Here is a 19583-nt window from a genome sequence, read left to right as displayed (position 1 = left end):
TTCCTCACTTTTGCAAAGTTGCAATAGTAGCATTGTTGAGATTAAAATATTTATTAGCTACTTCTATAATATCTTGTATTTTGAGTGCTTCAAAATTTTTTTCAAAATCAAGTAGAGTTTGCAAATCTCCCCTTGCAATGTAAGAGCCAAAGAGGTTTGCCACTCCACTGCTAGATTCTAATTCATATAAAAAATTTGCACGCATATTCGTTTTGACTTTGTCTAGCTCGCTTTGTTTTAACTTCCCTTGCTTGATAGATTCAATTTGGGCTAGAATCTCTTTTTGGATTTTATCTAGGCTAATGCTGGAATTTGCCAAAGCCATTATGATAAACACCCCCTCATCAATTAAATCCATATTATAGGCATAAACTTCTGCTGCAAGCCTTTTTTTATCTACAAGGACGCTTGATAATATGCTGCTTTTCCCGCCACTTAAAATCTCACTCAAAGCACTTAGGGCAATTTGATCTTTGTGATTAAAGGGAGGGATTTTATAAGCAAGGGCTAGAATTTCTACTTCTGTTTGTTTGTGTATGTTGGTTTGACGCAAGCCATCTTGTTTGGGTTCAATTGTGTGAAGTTTTGGTATCTCTAAGTTGGTATTAGGAATGGATTCAAAATATTTTTTTACTTCTTTTAGTGCTTCTTTTTCGTTGATATCACCTGCAATTACAATACTAGCATTTTTGGGTTGATAATAGGTTTTGTGAAACTCTCTAATATCTTCAATACTCCAATTTCTAATATCTTCCATAAAGCCAATGGGTGTCCAGTGATAAGGGTGATACACATAGGCAGTATTAAAGAGTCTAAAATATAAATATCCCATCGGATTATTATCTGTCCGCCATAATCTTTCTTCTGCTACGACATTGCGTTCGGGTTGAAATTCTTCATCATTGAGCTTGAGATTTTGCATAAGTTCAGCAAAAAGTTTTAGGCTTTTGCCTAGATTTTGGGAGCTTGATTTGATGTAATAATGTGTATAATCAAAGCTTGTAGAGGCATTTGTCCCACCTCCAAAACTTTTTACGATTTTATCAAATTCACCTGCTTTAAGATTTTTTGTAGATTTGAAATTTAAATGTTCTAGCATATGTGCAATGCCGCTTTTGCCCATTGTTTCATTGCGACTTCCGACTTTGTAAAAAATATCTGTTGTGATAACATTGCTTTGGTTTTTTAAAGGGATAATAAAAACTTCTAAACCATTTTTTAGCGTTGTTTGATAATGTTTTGGGAGAACAGATTCTTGTGCCATTAAAACTCCTGTTAAATAAGCAAATAAAATTAATAATCGAGCTATTTTCATAAGTTGATACCTATTGCATCTTGTATATTTACAAAATGATGGTCTTCCAAAATTTGCACCAAGCCTTCATTGAGTTTTTTTATCAACATAGGACCTTCAAAGATAAGGGAAGTATAGATTTGAACCAAATTTGCACCAAGTGTGATTCTTTCAAAAACATCTTGAGGGGTTGCTATACCTCCTACGCTAATGATGGTTGTTTTTTTGGCATAAACTTTGGCGATTTCTTTTAGGATTTCTTTGCTTTTTTGGGCTAAAACTTTACCGCTTAAACCGCCTTTTTCTTTTGGATTTGGGAGAAGTGAATAATCCAAAGTGGTATTAGTGGCAATAATTCCCTTAGCACCATCATTGATAGCAACTTCTGTGAGTTTGAGGATAGAATCTATGCTTAAATCTGGTGCAATTTTGAGGTATATAGGCTTTTGATAGATTTTGCAAAGTTCTAAAAATAATTCTTGTATAAAAGATTCATTTTGTAAATCACGCAAATTTGGGGTATTTGGAGAGCTGATATTGACGCTTAGGTAATCCGTGCAATTTGCAAAACTCTTTGCCAAAGAAAGATAGTCTTCTAATGCTTTTTCTTGTGGAGTAGTTTTGTTTTTGCCGATATTCAAACCTAGAGGAATCGCAAAAGGATATAATTTTTCTAAGCGATTTGCAATAGTATCTGCACCGTCATTATTAAAGCCCATTGCATTTTGGATTGATTCTTCTTGTATGTGTCGCCATAAACGAGGTTTTTCATTGCCGCTTTGTGGGTTTGGAGTGGCTGCACCAAGCTCTAAATGTGAGAATCCTAATGCACTTAAGGAATGTATCATTGTGGCATTTTTATCAAATCCTGCTGCTAAACCTATGGGATTATAAAAGTCCATACCATCAATTTTTTGAGCCAAAATAGGATTGTCAATACAAGTTTTTTGAGAAAGTAGAGGTAATATTCCCGGAATCTTTGGAGCTAATTTTGCACATATTTCAATAAAATGATGTGCTTTTTCTGGGTCGCTTTTAAATAAATAGGGTCGTATGGATTGGTAACTAAACATTATTGCCTCTAATTAAAATTGATTCTGTAATTGTAGCATTTTTATTTAAATAAATTTTTAAACTTTCTGAAAGTATAATCATAATTTAATCTAAAAAAGAAATAAGGAATCTAAATGAGTAGAATTGATAGATTGGGGGGGGGGGGGCTAAATAGTAATTTATCAAGCATTCCCTTGTATTATTGGAGGGGAGAGTATAATTTAGGTGATGCTCTGAATTTGGAGTTAGTGGAGCGATTTTTTGGATTTAAAGTGGATTATAAAAATGTCCAAGAAGCAGAATTGTTGGCTATCGGGAGTATTTTGGGTTGGGGATTGCCTCCCTCTTTGGAGATGAATTTTGCGAATTTAGAAATGATAAAAAAGCCTTTAAAAATTTGGGGAAGTGGGTTTATAAGGCAGCCTTCGCAAACAGGTTTAAATCCGATGAAGTTTTCAAGGGAGATTGAAATTTATGCACTAAGAGGGCGGAAAACTAAGGCAGTTTTGGAAAAGGTTTTGGGGCAAGATTTGAGTGGGGTTGTTTTGGCAGATCCGGGAATTTTGGCTGAAAAATTGATTGATAAAACTCAAATTCAAAAAATCTATGACGTGGGAATTATACCTCACCATACAGAGGTAAATTTAGAATCTTTTAAACAATTGCAAGAAGCAATTCCAAATAGTATTTTAATTGATGTGCACCACTCATGTATGGAAAATTTAGAAAAAATCGCACAATGCCATTGTATTTTATCTTCAGCAATGCATGGGCTGATTATTGCTGATGGAATGGGAATCCCAAATATTCGAGTGATATGCACTAAAACAATGGCAGTAGGACAGAATTGGAAATTTGAAGATTATTATAGCGTATATGATATGCCAAAGCCCTTTGTGTTTGATATCCGGAAGGGTTTAGATGAGATTTTGCAATACAAAGATTCTATGAAAGAAAAAATCATACAAGAATATGCAGTGCCATTACAAAAAGTGGAGCGATTAAAACAAGAATTAATCGAGGTTTTTCCCTATAAACACAAAGAAACTTATGAGGCATTGCAGGCAAGAATCTATAAAAGCAATCTTTTAAGAAAGATTAGTGAGCTGGATAAAAGTCTAATGTGTGATATTTCTAACTTCAAAGAGGAAGTGAGTAAGTTGCAAGGCAAAGAGCTTCAAAGGATTTATTTGGAGTTTCAAAAAACGCTGGATAAGATTCAAAATAAAAAGCCTATAGGTGCAGTAAAAAGGGTGAAAAATCACTTGTGCTATAAATTTGGGATTGCAATTGTTTTTAATGCCAAAGATACAATAGGGTTTTTAATTCTTCCTGTGGTACTTTATAATATTTTCCGTACCCACCGTTTCTATCAAGAAATCAGTATGGGTAAAAAGTTTAAATTGGAAGAATATGAAGATTATCAAGAATCTTTATTATACAAACAAAGTTTATGCTATAAAATAGGGGAAGCTTTTATCAAATCACACAAGCAATGGTATAAAGGGGGATATTTATGGTTTTGGGTGCGGTATTGGCGATTAAAAAAGAGATACTATGAAAAATTGATTAATTAGTTTTGGAATTTTAAATCAATGATGGAGTTATTAGGGGTTATCTACCAAGCCTTTGGCTTGATAGGTGTTTAAGAAATTTTTGTCTTAATTTCCTCATTTTCTGCATAGAAAGTTACTTTGCTGCCTTCTTTGATTTCCCCTTGTAAAATCAAATCAGCCAATCTATCTTCTACTTCCTCATACAAAGCTCTCTTAAGCGGTCTAGCTCCAAAGGTTGGGTCAAAACCAACTTTTGCAATCAATTCTTTAGCGCTTTGTTCTAACTCTATTTGGATATCTCTCTCAAGCACTTTCTTTTGGATATTTCTAAAGAGAATATCTACAATATGTGTAATTTGCTCTATTCCCAAAGGATTGAAAATTACAATATCATCAAGTCTATTTAAAAACTCGGGTTTAAAATACGCTTTTAGTGCTTCTTTGACTGCCTTTTCTTTGGCATTTTCATCTTTTAGTTCCATAATCTTATCGCTGGCAATATTGCTAGTCAAAATGATAATAGTGTTTCTAAAATCAATTGTCACGCCTTTGTTATCTGTCAATCTTCCATCATCAAGCACTTGCAAAAGCATATTAAACACATCGGGGTGTGCCTTTTCAATCTCATCAAAAAGCACGACACTATAAGGCTTTCTTCTCACCGCTTCTGTGAGTTGTCCACCCTCTTCATAGCCCACATATCCCGGAGGTGCACCTACAAGGCGGCTTGCAGCATGTTTTTCCATATATTCACTCATATCAATGCGAATGAGGTTTTTCTCGCTATCAAAGAGGAATCTTGCTAGGGTTTTAGCGGATTCTGTTTTTCCTACACCAGTGGGTCCTAGGAATAAAAAGCTTCCAATGGGGCGATTTAGTTCGCTAAGTCCAGCTTTATTGCGTTTGATGGCTCTTGCAATAGCGTGAAGTGCCTTGTCTTGCCCTATAACATCTTTTTTGAGCTCTTCCTCGATTCCCAAGATTCTATCCTTTTCATCTTGCAACATTTTTTTAATTGGGATTTGTGTCCATCGGCTAACAACCGCAGCAATGGATTCTGGCAATACTGCATTTCTAAGTAGAGTTCCTGCTTCTTGCATTTTTTCCCATTTTTGATTTTGCTCTTCTAGGGATTTTTCAAGTTCTGGAATCTTTCCATAATCAATTTCAGCGGCTTTGTTGAAATCACTATTGCGTTTTGCCAAAGTGCTTTCTGTCCTTAGTGAATCAATTTGAATTTTGATATTAGCAATTTCGTTAAAAACTTGCTTTTCATTTTCAAATTGTGCTTCAAGCGTCTTTTTGGTTTCATTTTTATCGCTTAGTTCTTTTTGGATTTCTTGGATTCTAGCATTGTTTTTTTCGCTTTTTTCCATCAAAAGTGCTTCTTTTTCGACTTGGAGAGATTCAATTTCTCTTTTGACTTTGGCTAGTTCGCTTGGCTCTGATTCAATTTGCATTTTAAGCTCTGCTGCTGCTTCATCAATCAAATCAATGGCTTTATCAGGCAAGAATCTATCGGTGATGTAGCGGTTTGAGAGTTTTGCAGCTGCGACTAAGGCGCTATCAGTAATTGTTACATTATGGTGAGCTTCAAGTCTTTCTTTGATTCCACGCAAGATTTGCAAAGCTTCATTGACGCTTGGTTCATTCACAGGCACAGGTTGGAATCGCCTTTGTAGAGCAGCATCTTTTTCGAAGTATTTGCGATATTCTTTGAGTGTAGTTGCACCGATGGTGTGGAGTTCCCCTCTTGCAAGAGCTGGTTTTAGGATATTTGCAGCATCCATGCTACCTTCACTCGCACCAGCACCGACAATGGTGTGAATCTCATCAATGAAAAGTATAATATTTTTGGCTTTTGTTACTTCATCAATGACTTTTTTTAGCCTATCTTCAAACTCTCCGCGGTATTTTGCTCCAGCAATTAAGGCACTCATATCTAGGGCGATAACTTTTTTGTTTTGTAGAGAAATGGGGACTTCTTTTTTGATGATTCTTTGGGCTAATCCCTCTACAACAGCGGTTTTACCAACTCCGGGTTCGCCTAATAAAATGGGATTATTTTTGGTTTTTCGGATTAAAATTTGCATCATATGGTTGATTTCTTCATCTCTGCCAATTACAGGGTCTAGTTTGCCCTCTAGTGCTTTTTGGGTTAAATCTACCCCAAATTTTTCTAAAGATTCAAGGTTTTCATCGCCACTTTGAGAATCGATTTTTGCCCCGCCACGCATTGCCTCAAAAGTTTTTTTAAGTTCGCTAATATCGAGGTATTTGCCAAAAAGATTTTTGATTGTTTCATCATTGAGGTTAGCAAGGATAAAAGTATCAATGGCAATGTAAGAATCTCCATTGCTTGTGGCTAAACCATCGGCTTGATTGAGTGCATTGCTAAGATTTCGTGAGATTTTTAGCGTTTCTTTGCTAAGCGAGGAGCTTTTGGGGAGATTATTTGCTAGGCTTTTAGCTTCTAATTCTAGGGCAGTTTTGTCAATATTTAAGCGATTTAGGGCTTGGTTTAAAAGAGAATTAGTGTTGGTTAGCATTGCCCAAAAAAGGTGGATAGGTTCGATTTCTTGGTTTTGGTTGTGTAATGCCAAAGAAGCGCCTTGTTCTAGTGTTTCTTGCATAGTGTTAGTGAGTTTTTCTAGTAAATTCATAGCATTCTCCTAAAAATTTATTTTAGTGGCATTATATAACTTTAGTCAATTATTGTCAAGTTTTATAATAATAAAATACTAAAAGTTTGATTGTTGATTTGGAAAAGAGGTGTGCAGAAGTGGTATTATTAGCGGTTTTGATAGGTTTTGATAGGTTTTGATAGGATTTGATAGTTGGATTGTGAGATAGGGTAGTATGTATGAATCTAGCTTTTAATTTTTGTTGTGTGGTTTGATGTGATAAGCAAGATTTTTTAAACCTTGATTTTAAAATTCAATGAGTTTGGCATATTTATAGCATTGATTAATCTCTTTTGGTAGAGAAATTTGCAACCCTTTGTATTTTTCTATTTCTGCGAAAAATTAGAAATTTTGGATTTATTTTTTATTCTTTACTTAAAGAAGTTTAAAAATTTTGATTATACAATAATAATATTTCTTTAAAGGTTTTTTGTGCAACAAGTGATTTATTTAGCAGGGGGTTGTTTTTGGGGGATTCAGGGGTATTTTGATTTGGTTGGGGGTGTGGTGGATTCTGAGGTTGGGTATGCAAATTCCAAAATAGAAAATCCCAGCTATGAGCTAGTGTGTAGTGGAATCACGGGGGCAGTGGAGGCAGTTAAAATAGTGTATGAAAGTGATATTTTATCTTTGAGGGAAATTTTGGAGAGGTTTTTTGAGATTGTCAATCCTTTTAGTTTGAATTACCAAGCCAATGATTTTGGGACACAATATCGCAGTGGAATTTATACTTTGGATTCTAAAATGCTTCAAGAAGTGGCAAAGTTTGTGGAAAATCTACAAAAATCTTTACCCCAAGAAATTGTTACAGAAATTTTGGAATTAGAAAATTTTTACCCTGCAGAATCTTATCATCAAAAATACCTCGCCAAAAATCCTAATGGCTATTGTCATATTGATTTAAGCAAGGCGTTGGAATGAAATATCAAGAATGGCTTAACATTTTTGGAGTAGAATCTCATCAAAAAGATTAGGTGTAAAGTATGCGTTTTTTGGTTGTTTTTTTATTGATTTTTGGTATAAATCTTGGAGCAAAAAATATCGAAGAGGGATTGAAGTTTTTGGAGCTTCCTAATGCAAAAAAAGAAGTTTTGAGAGAAGCGATGATTGAATTTTATAAACAAAGGCAGAATTATCATAAAAATAATGAAATTGTGGAATATGGGATTTTATCTGAGATTGCAAAAAATGGTTATGGAAGTGTGAATTTTGTAGAATATCAAAGAAAATTAGAAAATATTTATCAAGATTATATTCACGCTAAAATCACATTTTATAGGAGTATTGGGCAAATTTTGGATGAACAAGAAATTGTTAATTTGATGGAATTTATAGGGGAAGATTAAATGTATAAGATTTTGATTGTGGAAGATGATTTGGATATGCAAAAGCTTTTGGTGGATTATCTCAAAAAAAGTGGAATGGAAGCAGTGGCGACAGATAGTCCAAAAGAGGCTTTGGAGATGTTGAAGTCAAAACAAAATTTTCATTTAGCAGTATTGGATATTATGTTGCCTGAAATGGACGGATTGGAGTTATGCAAGAAAATGCGAGAAATCAGCGATTTGCCTATTATTATGTCCTCAGCTAGAGGAGATATTGGGAGCAAGATTTTGGGGTTTGAGCGAGGAGCAGATGATTATTTGGCAAAATCTTATGAGCCTATTGAGCTTGTGGCTAGAATTAATGCCTTGTTGAAGCGGTATTCTGCTAATCAAGTTTTGCGTTGTGGGGAGTTGGAAGTAGATAGCAATAAACGCAAAGTAACCTTAGATGGATACTCTATAGATCTTACTCCAGCGGAATTTGAAATATTGAATCTTCTAATTTCTAATAAGGGCAAACCTTATTCGCGAGAATCTCTCTCACAAGCTATTTCAAGTATTGCTCCAGATTCTTCACTAAGAAGCATTGATACGCATATTAGAAATTTACGTGCAAAGCTAGGAGATGATGCAAAAGAGCCAAAATACATACAATCTGTTTGGGGAATAGGGTATAAATTCTGTGATTAAAAAGTGGCTTTATCCTTCTTTGTTTGTTCAGATTTATTTACTTTTTTTTGTTTCGATTGTGATTAGTGCGATTATTACTTATTCTTTGAATATTTCAAGTTTGAGGGAAAAGGAAGAGAAAATCATCTCACAAACGACTTTTTTGGCACAGCAATCTATGCTAGAGCTCATCAATGGAAATATCCGCAGAATCCAAACTCTTATCAAAAACTATGGTTTTGTGCGTGTGGATAAAATCCCAAAAGAAGCGGTTGTGATTTATAAAAGTAGCGATTCTTTGGCTAAAATGCAAATTTTCAAGATTCATCAAGATTATGGGTTTGGGTTAGAATATTTGGGAGAATCTTACATAGCACAAAAAAATTTCAAAGAGCAATTATCTTTTGGAAATAATTTGAATTGGTGGATTTTGTTGGACTTTTTGATTTTGTTTTTGACTTTTGCAATTATTTTGGCGATTTTGCATCCAATGAAAATTTTACGCAATTCTTTGGAAGAATTTAGCAAAGGAAATTATAAAGTGCGCATTAAAGTCCCAAAAGAGCCAGAACAAGCACTTTTGGCAAGAAGCTTTAATGCAATGGCGATAAAAATTTCTAAACTTATGGAGGTAAGAGAGTTTATTTTGCGGAATATCGGGCATGAGCTAAAAACTCCAATTTCTAAAGCAAAACTTGCCTTAGAACTAATGCCTCCAAATCCTCAAAAAGAGATATTAAACAAAGCCATTAAGAATCTTGATGAACTAACAAGCCAAATTTTAACTTTTGAAAAAGTGCAAGAAGGTAAGGATTTGCTAGAGTTTAAAGAGTTTTTTGTAGAAACTTTGGTGCTTGAAACCTTGAATCATATATTTGTCGATGAGGCGGAATTAGAAATTCAAATACAAGAAAATTTCAAGATTTTTGGAGATTTGAATTTTCTTTCCATAGCCTTAAAGAATCTGATTGAAAATGCAAGGAAATATAAAAGCGATGGGAAAATTGAAGTTTTTACACAAAGGTGGGACGAAGAGAGATTCTGTCTTGGAGTGAGTAATGAGGGGGAAAGATTGCAAAAGAATATTCAAGAATATTTTGAACCTTTTTATCGCGACAAAAAACATGAATTAACTCAAGGATATGGCTTGGGGTTGGGGATTATCAAGGGGATTTTAGAAATGCACCATTTGAAGCTAGAATATCAGTATAAAGCAAATCGGCATTATTTTATGATTATTTTTAAGGCATTGTAATGAAAGAGTGTATCGGGATTGATTTGGGAAGCAATTCTTTGCGTGGGGTAAGAATGAATGAAAAGTATCAAGTGCTTTGTGAATATGAAGAAGTAGTGAGGACTTCAGAGGGGTTAGAAGAAAGTGGAGAGATTTGCAAGAATGCATTAGAACGGATTATTGCGGGATTGGAGAGAATGAAAAAGGAATTAAGGGTGACCCCAAAGGATAAAATCGTCGCACTTACAACTCAAGCTATAAGACAAGCTAAGAATAATCAAGAGATTTTGAAAGCTATTGAGATAGCAAGTGGGATTTGTTTTAAGATTATCAAGGGAGATGAGGAAGCCTATATCACTTCATTAGCTCCGCAAATGGCAATAGAAAATCTGCAGAAAACAAATCCAAAGTATAAACAAGATTGTTATGTTTTGGTGGATATGGGAGGGGCAAGTAGTGAGTTTATTTTTTGCACCAAAGAGGGGATTTTTGCAAAAAGTTTTGAAATAGGGATTGTAAAAGCAAAAGATAAATATAAAAGTATAGAGAATCTTCTTGAATGCAAAGATGAGGTTTTAGCGCCGATTCAAAAGTTTATTGAAGAGAATCAAAAACAGGGGAGAAAAGCAAAGTTTTTGGTGGCAAATAGTGGCACTCCAACAATGGTTTGTGCTTTTAAAATGGGGTTAAAACAATATGATTCAAAAAAGGTTTTTGGAGAGACTTTGCATAGGGTAGATTTTAGAGATGAGCTAGAAAGATTCTTGGCTTTAAGTCACAAAGAGCGTGAAAATCTAGTTGGGGTATTTAGGGCTGATGTGGTGCCATTTGGAATTGTGTTGTTTTTGTTGTTTATGGAAATTTTGGATTTTCAAGAGTGCTTAATTCTTGATGAGGGAGTCCGTGAAGGTGCTGCAATTTTGGGAATTTTAGATAAGCAAATATAAAATTCCTACCCAAGAAGGGTAGAAATAAACTACTGAAGAAGTCTTAAGATATTTTGTTGCACTGTGTTAGCTTGACTCATTGCATAGCTTCCAGCTTGTGCAAGAATGTTAAGGTTAGAGTAGTTTGCTGATTCGCTAGCGAAATCTACTTCTCTAATTCCTGATTCAGCAGATTTTACATTCACTTGAGTGATTGTAATATTATTGATAGTAGATTGCATTTGTTGTTGGATAGAACCAAGGTCTGCACGAATAGTATCAAGTTGTTTGATTGCAGATTCTGCAATATCCATTACAAGCATTGCACCTTTAAGAGTTGTAACACCTGCTCCAAGAGTTCCACCAAAGTCTATACTTGCAGAATTTATACCAGCATTTGCACCAATAGCAGATTTAACATCCGCACTTAATTCACCTTTGATTTGTCTGAGAGTAGTGGTAGTTTGAGCTGCTGCTGAACCAATTGCAGTTGTAACACCATCCAACCCTGTTCCACTTACTTTAATATCTCCAGCACCAAGTTTAGTTAATGTAAGAGAACCGACAATAGTAGCTGTAGTACCTGACACTACGATACCGGCAACACCACCAGCACTCATACCAGAACCTCTTACTTGGATTGCTCTACCATCAGTAGAAGTAAGCACTAATCGTCCATCTTTATCTGTAGATGCTTCAACCCCTGTAGTATCTTTGTAAGCATTGATTGCTTGAACCAATCTATTATCTTTGTCGTTTGCTTGAATGCCTGTAATATTACCAATACTTACACCATTGATTGTTAAGCTTGTAACATCACCTGCTGCGATTGCATTTGCACCTGTAGCAATAACTGTGTAATCTGCACGCACACCACCTAAATTATCAGAATTTTTATTGATTGCTTCTGCTACTGCACCAAGACCTGTTCCAGCTGAAGTAGAGATAACAACACTCTCAATACTTACATCTTGTCCTCCATTAGTTGCGATGAAGTTTAATGCTACTTCACCTGTTGCAGTAAATTTCATTGTCTCACTTCTAACATGTCCGATTTTATCAGAGCTTGTCGCACCAATACTTGCACGGATTGTTTGGTTAGAATATGCACCTACTTGGAATTCTTTGTTAGTAAAACTACCTGCAAGTAGATTTAAACCATTATAAGAAGTTGTTTGAGCAATATTATCTAATGATTCTTTAGAAAATGTGCCTTTAAAGAATAAAGATAAGAATTTTTATTTTGAAAACTTTTGCTATATTATTTAACTAATTAATTTAATTAAGGAGCCTTTAATGTAAGGAAAAATTGTTATTAGAAATGAAAAAATTTATATTCATTGCACTTTGAATAAAAAGAGGATAAGATTTTCTACCAAATTACCTAATACAAAAGAAAATAGAGAGTATGTATCAAAAAATTATCAAAGACTTATTAGTTTTCATCTAAGTAACACCAAAAATATAAAAAACAAACACGATAATTACAGCTTAAATGCTTTTTTAAATAAAATATACAAAAGCAAAAATACGCTTAAACCAAGCTCCCAAAAATATTATTCTTATGCTTATGGCAAAATCAGTCAATTTCTAGGCAAAAAACCTCTTGCCACAATCACTAGAGATGATATAGATAACTTTTATACCTATCTTATCAAAGAGGGGCTAGGCAAAGTAACTATACAAAATATTATTTATGCCCTAAAAGAAATTTTTAAAATAGCATTAGCAGAAGACAAAGTTAGTAAAAATGTCGTTTTTTCCAAAAAATTAACCAATCTTGAGGATAGTAAAGAAATCACACCATTTAATCTTGAGGAGGTAAAGTATTTGATTGCTACTGCCAAAAAAGAATATCCTATTTATTTTGCTAATTATCTTCAAATTGCATTTTTCAGTGGGATGAGAATAGGAGAAATTGTGGCTCTAAAATGGGATTGTATTGATTTTAAAAACAATTCTATTCTAGTGGAAAAAACAGGGAGTTATTTGGGATTAGGATTACCAAAGACAAAAAGCTCAAAACGCAATGTTGATATGCTTCCTCCAGTGAAAGAAACACTAGAAAAAATGCTTGCTTCAAAAAATGGAGATTTTATTTTTGAAGAGAATTTTGGCAGATTTAGGGCTAAAATTATGACTTATTGGAAAAACTTATTGCAAATTTGTGGATTTGAACATAGAAAACTTTACATTACGCGGCACACTTACGCTTCTATTATGCTTAATGAAGGGGAAGAACCTTTGTGGGTAAGCACACAGCTAGGACACAAGAATTTAAGCATTACCTATAATATTTACACACGTTTTATCAAAAACAAAAAGAAACCTAGAGCGTTATTTCTAAATCCACGAAAAAGAAAAATTCAAAAATTTTATCCAATGTCAAATAATTTTGAAGAGGTGGCAGAAAAAATAAAACAATATATCATTGAAGCATTAGAGGCTTATTTGCGAGATTCTAAAGAATATTGCTTATGCTATCAAAATTAAAATGATTGTCAATTTTTGATAAAAATATCCAAATTTTATTAAAGTTTTTAAAAAAATATCCGATATAATCACATAACCAAACAAGGAAGTTGGTTAGCAAGAGTTGTTCTTGCAAAAGCTTTTTTGTTGAAGGGTTAAATTACAAGCTAAGCCAAGGAAGGCGAGGCAATATAAAAGGAGTTTAAAATGGCTTTTCAAGTCAATACGAATGTTAATGCATTAAATGCAACAGCTCAAAGTACTTTCACACAAACTAGTCTTTCTAGTTCTTTGCAAAAACTAAGTTCAGGTTTGAGAATCAACTCTGCTAAAGATGACGCTTCAGGTATGGCGATTGCTGATAGTTTGCGTTCTCAAGCAAATGCGTTGGGTCAAGCAATTCGTAACACAAATGACGGTATGGGAATTATCCAAATTGCCGATAAAGCAATGGATGAGCAAGTAAAAATCCTTGATACTATTAAGACAAAAGCGACACAAGCTGCTCAAGATGGTCAAACTACAACTACAAGAACAGCGATACAAGCAGATATTAACAGACTTATAGAATCATTAGATAATATTGCTCAAACAACTTCTTATAATGGTTTGAATCTACTTGCAGGTAGTTTTATTAATAAAGAATTCCAAGTAGGTGCATATTCTAACCAAACAATCCGTGCAAGTATTGGTGCAACAAGCTCTGATAAAATCGGACATGTTAGAAGTGAGACAATGAAATTTACCGCAACAGGTGATGTAGCATTAAACTTCATAGCAACTAATGGCGGACAAGATGTAAGTATCGAGAGTGTTGTTATCTCTACTTCAGCTGGAACAGGTCTTGGTGCAGTCGCAGAAGCGATCAATAAAAATTCTGATAATTTAGGTGGTGTGCGTGCAGATTATACAGTTATTGCTGGTGGTGCATCAGCTATTACCGGTGGTGATGTTACAAGCTTAACAATCAATGGTGTAAGTATTGGTAATATTACAGGCATTCAAGCAAACGACAAAGATAATAGATTGGTTCAAGCAATCAATGCTTACAAAGATACTACAGGGGTTGAAGCTTCTATTGCAAGAGATGGTTCATTGCAACTTACTTCTACTGATGGTAGAGCAATTAATATTACCGGTGAAGGTTTAAGTGCTGCTACTGCAGTGCAAGCAGGGACAACAGTTGGTTCTCTTACATTAACTAAACTTGGTGCTGGGGATATTAAAGTAAGTGGAACAGGGCTAGATGATGTTACAACTTCAATTGGTTCAGCAGCAGCTCAAACTACTACTACTCTCAGACAAATCAAAGGTGAATTAAGTGCGGATATTAAATCTGCTATTGGTGCAAATGCTGGAATCAACTCTGCAAATGCTGAATTAGACTTTGGTGGAACTCTTGGAGCAGGTGTTACAACTCTTAAAGGTGCAATGCTTGTAATGGATATTGCAGAATCTGCAATCAAACAACTTGATACTATTCGTGCAGACCTTGGTTCTGTCCAACAACAAATGCAATCTACTATCAATAATATTACAATCACTCAAGTGAATGTAAAATCTGCTGAATCAGGAATTAGAGAAGTAGATTTCGCTAGTGAATCAGCAAACTACTCTAACCTTAACATTCTTGCACAAGCTGGAAGCTATGCAATGAGTCAAGCTAACACAGTGCAACAAAATATCTTAAGACTTCTTCAGTAGTTACAAATATTTTGGCTTCTCACTAGCCTTAGGGCTAGAGGGAAGTTTTATTTTGTTTATAGCATTAATTATTACAAAACTTCTTCATTCTTTTGCATTAAAATCTTTTAAATATTATAATAATACAATTATTTGGTTTTTTGGAGTTTCTTTTGGAATTTTATGAAAAGATTATTGTTAGCATTGTAACTTTATTGTATTTGATATTTTTAATTTACCAAAATAGAGATTATTTCAAGAGGGGATAAAATGAGAAAGCCGACTTTAAATATTGCATTGTTGCGTAGAATCTTTGTAGCTGCAAATATTCGCAGGTGGAATGATCAAGCCACTCCAGTGGAGTTTTATGAGCTAGATAAACAGGCTCATAAAATTGTCATTGCTTATCTTTTGGCACATTTTGAAGAAATAGAAAATGGTAGAAAAGTGGATTGGGAGAGGCTGATATTGCAGTTTTGTTATGAGTTTTTTGAGAGAATTATTTTGACAGATATTAAGCCACCTGTATTCCATAAGCTTGCTAATAAGCATAATAAAGAGCTTGTAGATTTTGTTTGTAAAGAGTTAGAAGAAGATTTGGGGAAGTTTAGTTTTTTTGCTGAAATGAGGGAATATTTATATGGCAATATTGAGAATCTTGAAAAAGAGATTCTTAAAGCATCGCATTATTATGCTTCAAAATGGGAATTTGACATTATTTATCATTTTAATCCTAAAATGTATGATGTTCAAAATATTAAAAATATTATTGATAGGCAAGTAGAAGAACATTATCATCTAGCAGGGATTAAGCAAATCGTGTTATACGAGGATATACGAGAGCTTGTTGCGATGTTTGGGCAATTGAGATTCCAAAAACGCTGGAGTCAAACACCTAGAATCCCTGCGACTTCTGTTTTGGGGCATACTTTGATTGTGGCATTGTGTAGTTATTTGTTGGGTTATGATTTGGGATTTTGTAGGCAAGTGCAAATCAATCATTTTTTGTGTGGATTATTCCATGATTTACCAGAGATTCTTACGCGCGATATTATCTCCCCTATTAAGCGGAGTGTAGAGGGGTTGGATGAGTTTATTAAGCAAATTGAAGAAGAAGCGGTAAAAGAAAAAATCTTATCAAAAGTTCCAGAGGCAATTAAGCAAGATATTATTTATTTTACGCAAAATGAATTTGTGAATCGTTACAAAAAGGCAAATGAAGTGATTTATCTCCCCAAAGGAGAGGATATTTTGCAAAAATACAATCAAGATTCTAATTGTGCTATTTTTGGAGAATTTTTGAAATATTGTGACCATTTAAGTGCATTTTTGGAAGCAAGAATCTCCATAAGTCATGGGATTTCTAGCAAGGAATTAGAGGAAGGTGCAAGGAATTTAGAATATTTGTATAATGCAAAAAATCTTAATGGAATAGATTTGGGCTATTTGTTTAGGGATTTTAAATAATGCTTTTAACAATTTTGTATATTATTGGGATTATTGCAGAGGGAATGACAGGAGCATTGGCTGCTGGTAGGCATAATATGGATTGGTTTGGAGTGATTTTTATCGCTTGTGTTACAGCAATTGGAGGAGGTTCAATACGGGATATTTTATTTGGACATTATCCTTTGACTTGGGTAGCGCACCCAGAATATTTGGCAATGGTTTGCATAGCTGCTTTGATTACGACAAGGATACCTTATTTTGTAGAAAGGTTTGAAAAGGCATTTTTGATTTTAGATGCACTTGGCTTAGCGGTTTTTAGTGTGATTGGTGCAAGGATTGGTATGGACTTTCACCCAAGTGGAGCAATGGCAGTCGCTGGAGCTGTGATTACAGGAGTTTTTGGGGGAATTTTGAGAGATATTTTTTGTGCAAGAATCCCTTTGGTGTTTCAAAAAGAACTTTATGCAAGCATTGCTTTGTTGGTTGGAAGTTTGTATGTTGCATTGGAGTTTATTGCACAAAACTATTTTAAATTAGATGAGAATTTTATAGTGATTTTTGCCCTGCTTGTGGGGTTTATTGCTAGAATTATTGCTATTCGTTATCATTTGGGATTGCCAACTTTTAAATACACTCCTAAAAATAATTGATTTACCATTGATTTACTTTTTGACTTAAGTCAAGGAAAATTTCAAAAAAAACAATTAGAATTTTACTATTGGATTTAAAGCCAAAGAGGAGTGTTTTAGATTCAAAAAATCTTTTAAGGAGCGCAAATTGGAAGGTAATGAGCCTAAAAAACCGCTCTCATTGATGGCAGGATTGCTTGGGATTTTGTGTGTTTTAATCGTTGTGATTGGACTTTATACTTTTTATAATGCAAAAGGAATGTCTTATTTTAGCAATGATAGCGAAGCCTGTAATAATTGCCACATTATGAATGATGTTTATAATGATTGGTCAAGAGGTTCGCATTCACAGAAAATTGCAGGTAAGCCACGCGCAACTTGTAATGATTGCCATTTGCCACATAGTTTTGTGGAGAAGTGGGTTGCAAAAGCAGAAAGTGGGATAGGACATGCTTATGCTTTTACCTTTAAGCTAGATGTCTTACCGACAAATTTAACTGCAACACAAAAATCTAAAAATATGATTCAAGATAATTGTGTGCGTTGTCATAGCGAAATGGTAAGCAATGTTGTAAATCCGACGACAAATCCACATGGAAATGGCTCACTTAGTTGTGTATCATGCCATACTGGTGTGGGACATAAAAGAGGTTTTTAATTTATTTTTAGGAGGTTAAAATGCAAAAAAAATCGCTTGTAATGCCTATTTTAGTGGTAATTGCTGTGATTGTTGTTGCGGGATTGTTATGGTTAAATTCAGATATCACCAAAAAGCAATCAGAAGGAACAGGTGGAATTAGCTCAAAAGGCTTTGTAGAAATGAGTGATGATAATCCGACATTTGATCATTGGGGGCAAAATTTTCCAGATTATTTGGATATGTATCTCACAGTTGAGAGAGAGCAACCAATTGTAACAGAGTTTGGAGGAAATTTAGCTTATTCAAAATTGATTCGTTATCCACAGCTTACCGTGCTTTGGGCTGGATATCCTTTTAGCATTGATGCTAATGAAGAAAGAGGACATTTTTGGATTCAAGTAGATCAAATGGATACTGCAAGAAACAACAAAGACTTTTTGAATGCTCACGGATTTGGTGCATTTGGCGGACAGCCAACAGCTTGTATGAATTGTCATAGTGGTTGGAGTCCTTGGTTGCTTAAAAATGTAGGGATTGGAGATACTCCAGAAGAAAAATGGATTTCTTTTAACTCTACAAAATATTGGACAATGATTAAAAATGTGCCTGAAGTAGAAGGTGTGGCTGATCATAGCGGTCCCCATGGTGGAACAAGAATGGGTGTAACTTGTGCAGATTGCCACAATCCAAATGACATGCAATTGCGTTTAACAAGACAGGCTGCAATTAATGCTTTGGTAAGTAGAGGTTATGAGCCAGATTCTGTTACGGGAGTAAAAGCTACAAGAGAAGAAATGAGAACTTTGGTTTGCTCTCAATGCCATGTAGAATATTATTTCAAACCAACAGGGACAAAAGTCAAAGTAATGGGAGAATCTATTGCTAATGATCCAAGTAAAAAATGGTGGAATGGCACACAAAAAACTTATGATGAAATTGATGTTTGGAGAGATGGAAATAAACCAACAGAAATTGAAGTTGATGGGTTGGAGCTTGTATTCCCATGGAGTGAATGGAAGAAAAATGAGCCATTTAGAATTGAAATGTTTGATGCACATTATGAAAAAGTAAGAAATGTATTTGATAAAGATTGGGAGCATAAATTTACAAAAGCACCTATGCTAAAGATTCAGCACCCAGAATCAGAACTTTATAGCGGTGGTGTGCATGCAGCTAATGGCGTGAGTTGTGCAGATTGTCATATGCCTTATATTAGAAAAGGGGCTAAAAAAATGACTCAACACAACATTACTTCGCCATTGCAAGATATTAACGCAGCTTGTAAAACTTGCCATACACAAAGCGAAGAATATTTAAAACAACAAGTTTTGGATATTCAAAAATCAGTTGCTTTTGATTTAAGAAGTGCAGAATATGCTACTGTGAGCTTGATTGAAGATATTAAGGTATTGAGAGAAAAATTAGGACAATTACCTGAATATCAAAGTGATGGTAAGCCAGATAATGCCAAAATTTCAGCGGTTTTAAAAGAGCCTTTGGAATTGCATAGAAAAGGACAAATGAGAGGTGACTTTGTAGGTGCAGAAAATTCTACAGGATTCCACAATCCAAGAGAGGCAAGCAGAATGTTGCTTCAAGCTGTTGAAATGGCTAGAATGGGACAAACAAAGCTAGTAGAAATTGCAAATGCAAATGGGATTAAGGACTTCAAAACTTCTAATTTGGGCTTTGAGGATATCCAAAAGCTAAATCCTGGAGAGATTCGCTACAAAGTGGATTTGAACGGACACAAAGCAGGTGAGAGATATTATAAGCACGAAGAAATTAATGGTCCAGCTCCAAAAGAACTTTTAGAAATGGACAAAAACAATAAGCCTTATAATTATAAGGTTATTGATTCTAAAACTTCTTCTTACTAATTCAAACAAAGAATACTAGAATTTCTAGTATTCTTATGTTTTCTGCATTTTAAAAATAAAGTTTATATTTTTAATTGTTTTTATCTAAA

The 19583-nt window shown here is 34.4% G+C and carries 15 protein-coding genes and 1 pseudogene; 12 read left to right on the top strand and 4 right to left on the bottom strand.

What is annotated here, in order from left to right:
- Window positions 1–4 precede the first annotated feature (4 nt).
- On the bottom strand, window positions 5–1264 hold the full coding sequence (locus JJQ98_RS05770) for a M16 family metallopeptidase (RefSeq protein ID WP_151105063.1): 1260 nt from the start codon (window positions 1262–1264) through the stop codon (window positions 5–7).
- Between the two features lie 47 nt (window positions 1265–1311).
- Window positions 1312–2367 (bottom strand): dihydroorotate dehydrogenase (quinone), encoded by a 1056-nt coding sequence (gene pyrD, locus JJQ98_RS05765; RefSeq protein WP_151105064.1) that lies wholly within the window; start codon window positions 2365–2367, stop codon window positions 1312–1314.
- A 114-nt stretch (window positions 2368–2481) separates the two neighbouring features.
- Between pyrD and JJQ98_RS05760 the strand changes: the two genes are divergently transcribed.
- Entirely contained in the window at window positions 2482–3924 is a 1443-nt protein-coding gene (locus tag JJQ98_RS05760; protein WP_210670793.1) for a polysaccharide pyruvyl transferase family protein, read from the top strand.
- Between the two features lie 68 nt (window positions 3925–3992).
- On the opposite strand, the gene JJQ98_RS05755 is transcribed toward JJQ98_RS05760, so the two are convergent.
- A complete protein-coding gene (locus JJQ98_RS05755) occupies window positions 3993–6566 on the bottom strand; it encodes an ATP-dependent Clp protease ATP-binding subunit (protein ID WP_054195501.1) in 2574 nt (857 codons plus the stop codon).
- Window positions 6567–7019: 453 nt separating this feature from the next.
- Here JJQ98_RS05755 and msrA point away from each other — a divergent pair, with 453 nt between their 5' ends.
- The 5 genes from msrA (at window position 7020) to JJQ98_RS05730 (ending at window position 10762) form a co-directional block, all read left to right on the top strand.
- The gene (gene msrA / locus JJQ98_RS05750; protein ID WP_151105066.1) at window positions 7020–7508 is read left to right on the top strand and encodes a peptide-methionine (S)-S-oxide reductase MsrA; all 489 of its coding nucleotides are present in this window, start codon (window positions 7020–7022) and stop codon (window positions 7506–7508) included.
- 62 nt (window positions 7509–7570) lie between these two features.
- Window positions 7571–7933 carry a hypothetical protein gene (locus JJQ98_RS05745; RefSeq protein ID WP_151105067.1) on the top strand — a complete coding sequence of 121 codons (363 nt, stop codon included), beginning with the start codon at window positions 7571–7573 and terminating at the stop codon, window positions 7931–7933.
- Window positions 7934–8602, top strand: a complete 669-nt coding sequence (locus JJQ98_RS05740; RefSeq protein WP_005022433.1) for a response regulator transcription factor — start codon at window positions 7934–7936, stop codon at window positions 8600–8602.
- Complete coding sequence (locus tag JJQ98_RS05735; protein WP_151105068.1) at window positions 8595–9836, top strand: ATP-binding protein; 1242 nt, start codon at window positions 8595–8597, stop codon at window positions 9834–9836. The genes JJQ98_RS05740 and JJQ98_RS05735 overlap by 8 nt, the downstream gene beginning before the upstream one ends.
- The gene (locus JJQ98_RS05730) at window positions 9836–10762 is read left to right on the top strand and encodes a Ppx/GppA phosphatase family protein (RefSeq protein WP_151105069.1); all 927 of its coding nucleotides are present in this window, start codon (window positions 9836–9838) and stop codon (window positions 10760–10762) included. The genes JJQ98_RS05735 and JJQ98_RS05730 overlap by 1 nt, the downstream gene beginning before the upstream one ends.
- Before the next feature lie 29 nt (window positions 10763–10791).
- Here JJQ98_RS05730 and JJQ98_RS05725 read toward each other — a convergent pair.
- Window positions 10792–11940 (bottom strand): annotated as a pseudogene (locus JJQ98_RS05725) (flagellin); the annotation flags it as partial.
- Window positions 11941–12088: 148 nt separating this feature from the next.
- Here JJQ98_RS05725 and JJQ98_RS05720 point away from each other — a divergent pair.
- The 6 genes from JJQ98_RS05720 (at window position 12089) to JJQ98_RS05695 (ending at window position 19494) form a co-directional block, all read left to right on the top strand.
- The gene (locus JJQ98_RS05720; protein WP_151105070.1) at window positions 12089–13234 is read left to right on the top strand and encodes a tyrosine-type recombinase/integrase; all 1146 of its coding nucleotides are present in this window, start codon (window positions 12089–12091) and stop codon (window positions 13232–13234) included.
- A gap of 186 nt (window positions 13235–13420) precedes the next feature.
- A complete protein-coding gene (locus JJQ98_RS05715; RefSeq protein WP_151105071.1) occupies window positions 13421–14917 on the top strand; it encodes a flagellin B in 1497 nt (498 codons plus the stop codon).
- Window positions 14918–15166: 249 nt separating this feature from the next.
- Window positions 15167–16363 carry an HD domain-containing protein gene (locus JJQ98_RS05710; RefSeq protein ID WP_060661599.1) on the top strand — a complete coding sequence of 399 codons (1197 nt, stop codon included), beginning with the start codon at window positions 15167–15169 and terminating at the stop codon, window positions 16361–16363.
- On the top strand, window positions 16363–16995 hold the full coding sequence (locus tag JJQ98_RS05705; RefSeq protein WP_005022444.1) for a trimeric intracellular cation channel family protein: 633 nt from the start codon (window positions 16363–16365) through the stop codon (window positions 16993–16995). Before JJQ98_RS05710 ends, JJQ98_RS05705 begins: the two co-directional genes overlap by 1 nt.
- Window positions 16996–17158: 163 nt before the next feature.
- Window positions 17159–17632 carry a cytochrome c nitrite reductase small subunit gene (gene nrfH / locus JJQ98_RS05700; protein WP_005022445.1) on the top strand — a complete coding sequence of 158 codons (474 nt, stop codon included), beginning with the start codon at window positions 17159–17161 and terminating at the stop codon, window positions 17630–17632.
- Window positions 17633–17652: 20 nt separating this feature from the next.
- Window positions 17653–19494, top strand: coding sequence for an ammonia-forming cytochrome c nitrite reductase subunit c552 (locus tag JJQ98_RS05695; protein ID WP_040500000.1), 1842 nt, complete (start codon window positions 17653–17655; stop codon window positions 19492–19494).
- Window positions 19495–19583 lie beyond the last annotated feature (89 nt).

The sequence above is a fragment of the Helicobacter pullorum NCTC 12824 genome (assembly GCF_017979475.1).
Lineage (GTDB): Bacteria > Campylobacterota > Campylobacteria > Campylobacterales > Helicobacteraceae > Helicobacter_D > Helicobacter_D pullorum.
This window is presented reverse-complemented; position numbering and strand designations above follow the sequence as displayed.

Bases quoted from the DNA above. Each gene is read 5' to 3' on its own strand.
- nrfH (WP_005022445.1), top strand. From the start codon at position 17,159: ATGGCAGGATTGCTTGGGATTTTGTGTGTTTTAATCGTTGTGATTGGA.
- JJQ98_RS05760 (WP_210670793.1), top strand. From the start codon at position 2,482: ATGAGTAGAATTGATAGATTGGGGGGGGGGGGGCTAAATAGTAATTTA.
- JJQ98_RS05730 (WP_151105069.1), top strand. From the start codon at position 9,836: ATGAAAGAGTGTATCGGGATTGATTTGGGAAGCAATTCTTTGCGTGGG.
- JJQ98_RS05695 (WP_040500000.1), top strand. From the start codon at position 17,653: ATGCAAAAAAAATCGCTTGTAATGCCTATTTTAGTGGTAATTGCTGTG.
- JJQ98_RS05705 (WP_005022444.1), top strand. From the start codon at position 16,363: ATGCTTTTAACAATTTTGTATATTATTGGGATTATTGCAGAGGGAATG.
- JJQ98_RS05740 (WP_005022433.1), top strand. From the start codon at position 7,934: ATGTATAAGATTTTGATTGTGGAAGATGATTTGGATATGCAAAAGCTT.
- pyrD (WP_151105064.1), bottom strand. From the start codon at position 2,367: ATGTTTAGTTACCAATCCATACGACCCTATTTATTTAAAAGCGACCCA.
- JJQ98_RS05755 (WP_054195501.1), bottom strand. From the start codon at position 6,566: ATGAATTTACTAGAAAAACTCACTAACACTATGCAAGAAACACTAGAA.
- JJQ98_RS05745 (WP_151105067.1), top strand. From the start codon at position 7,571: ATGCGTTTTTTGGTTGTTTTTTTATTGATTTTTGGTATAAATCTTGGA.
- JJQ98_RS05770 (WP_151105063.1), bottom strand. From the start codon at position 1,264: ATGGCACAAGAATCTGTTCTCCCAAAACATTATCAAACAACGCTAAAA.
- JJQ98_RS05710 (WP_060661599.1), top strand. From the start codon at position 15,167: ATGAGAAAGCCGACTTTAAATATTGCATTGTTGCGTAGAATCTTTGTA.
- JJQ98_RS05715 (WP_151105071.1), top strand. From the start codon at position 13,421: ATGGCTTTTCAAGTCAATACGAATGTTAATGCATTAAATGCAACAGCT.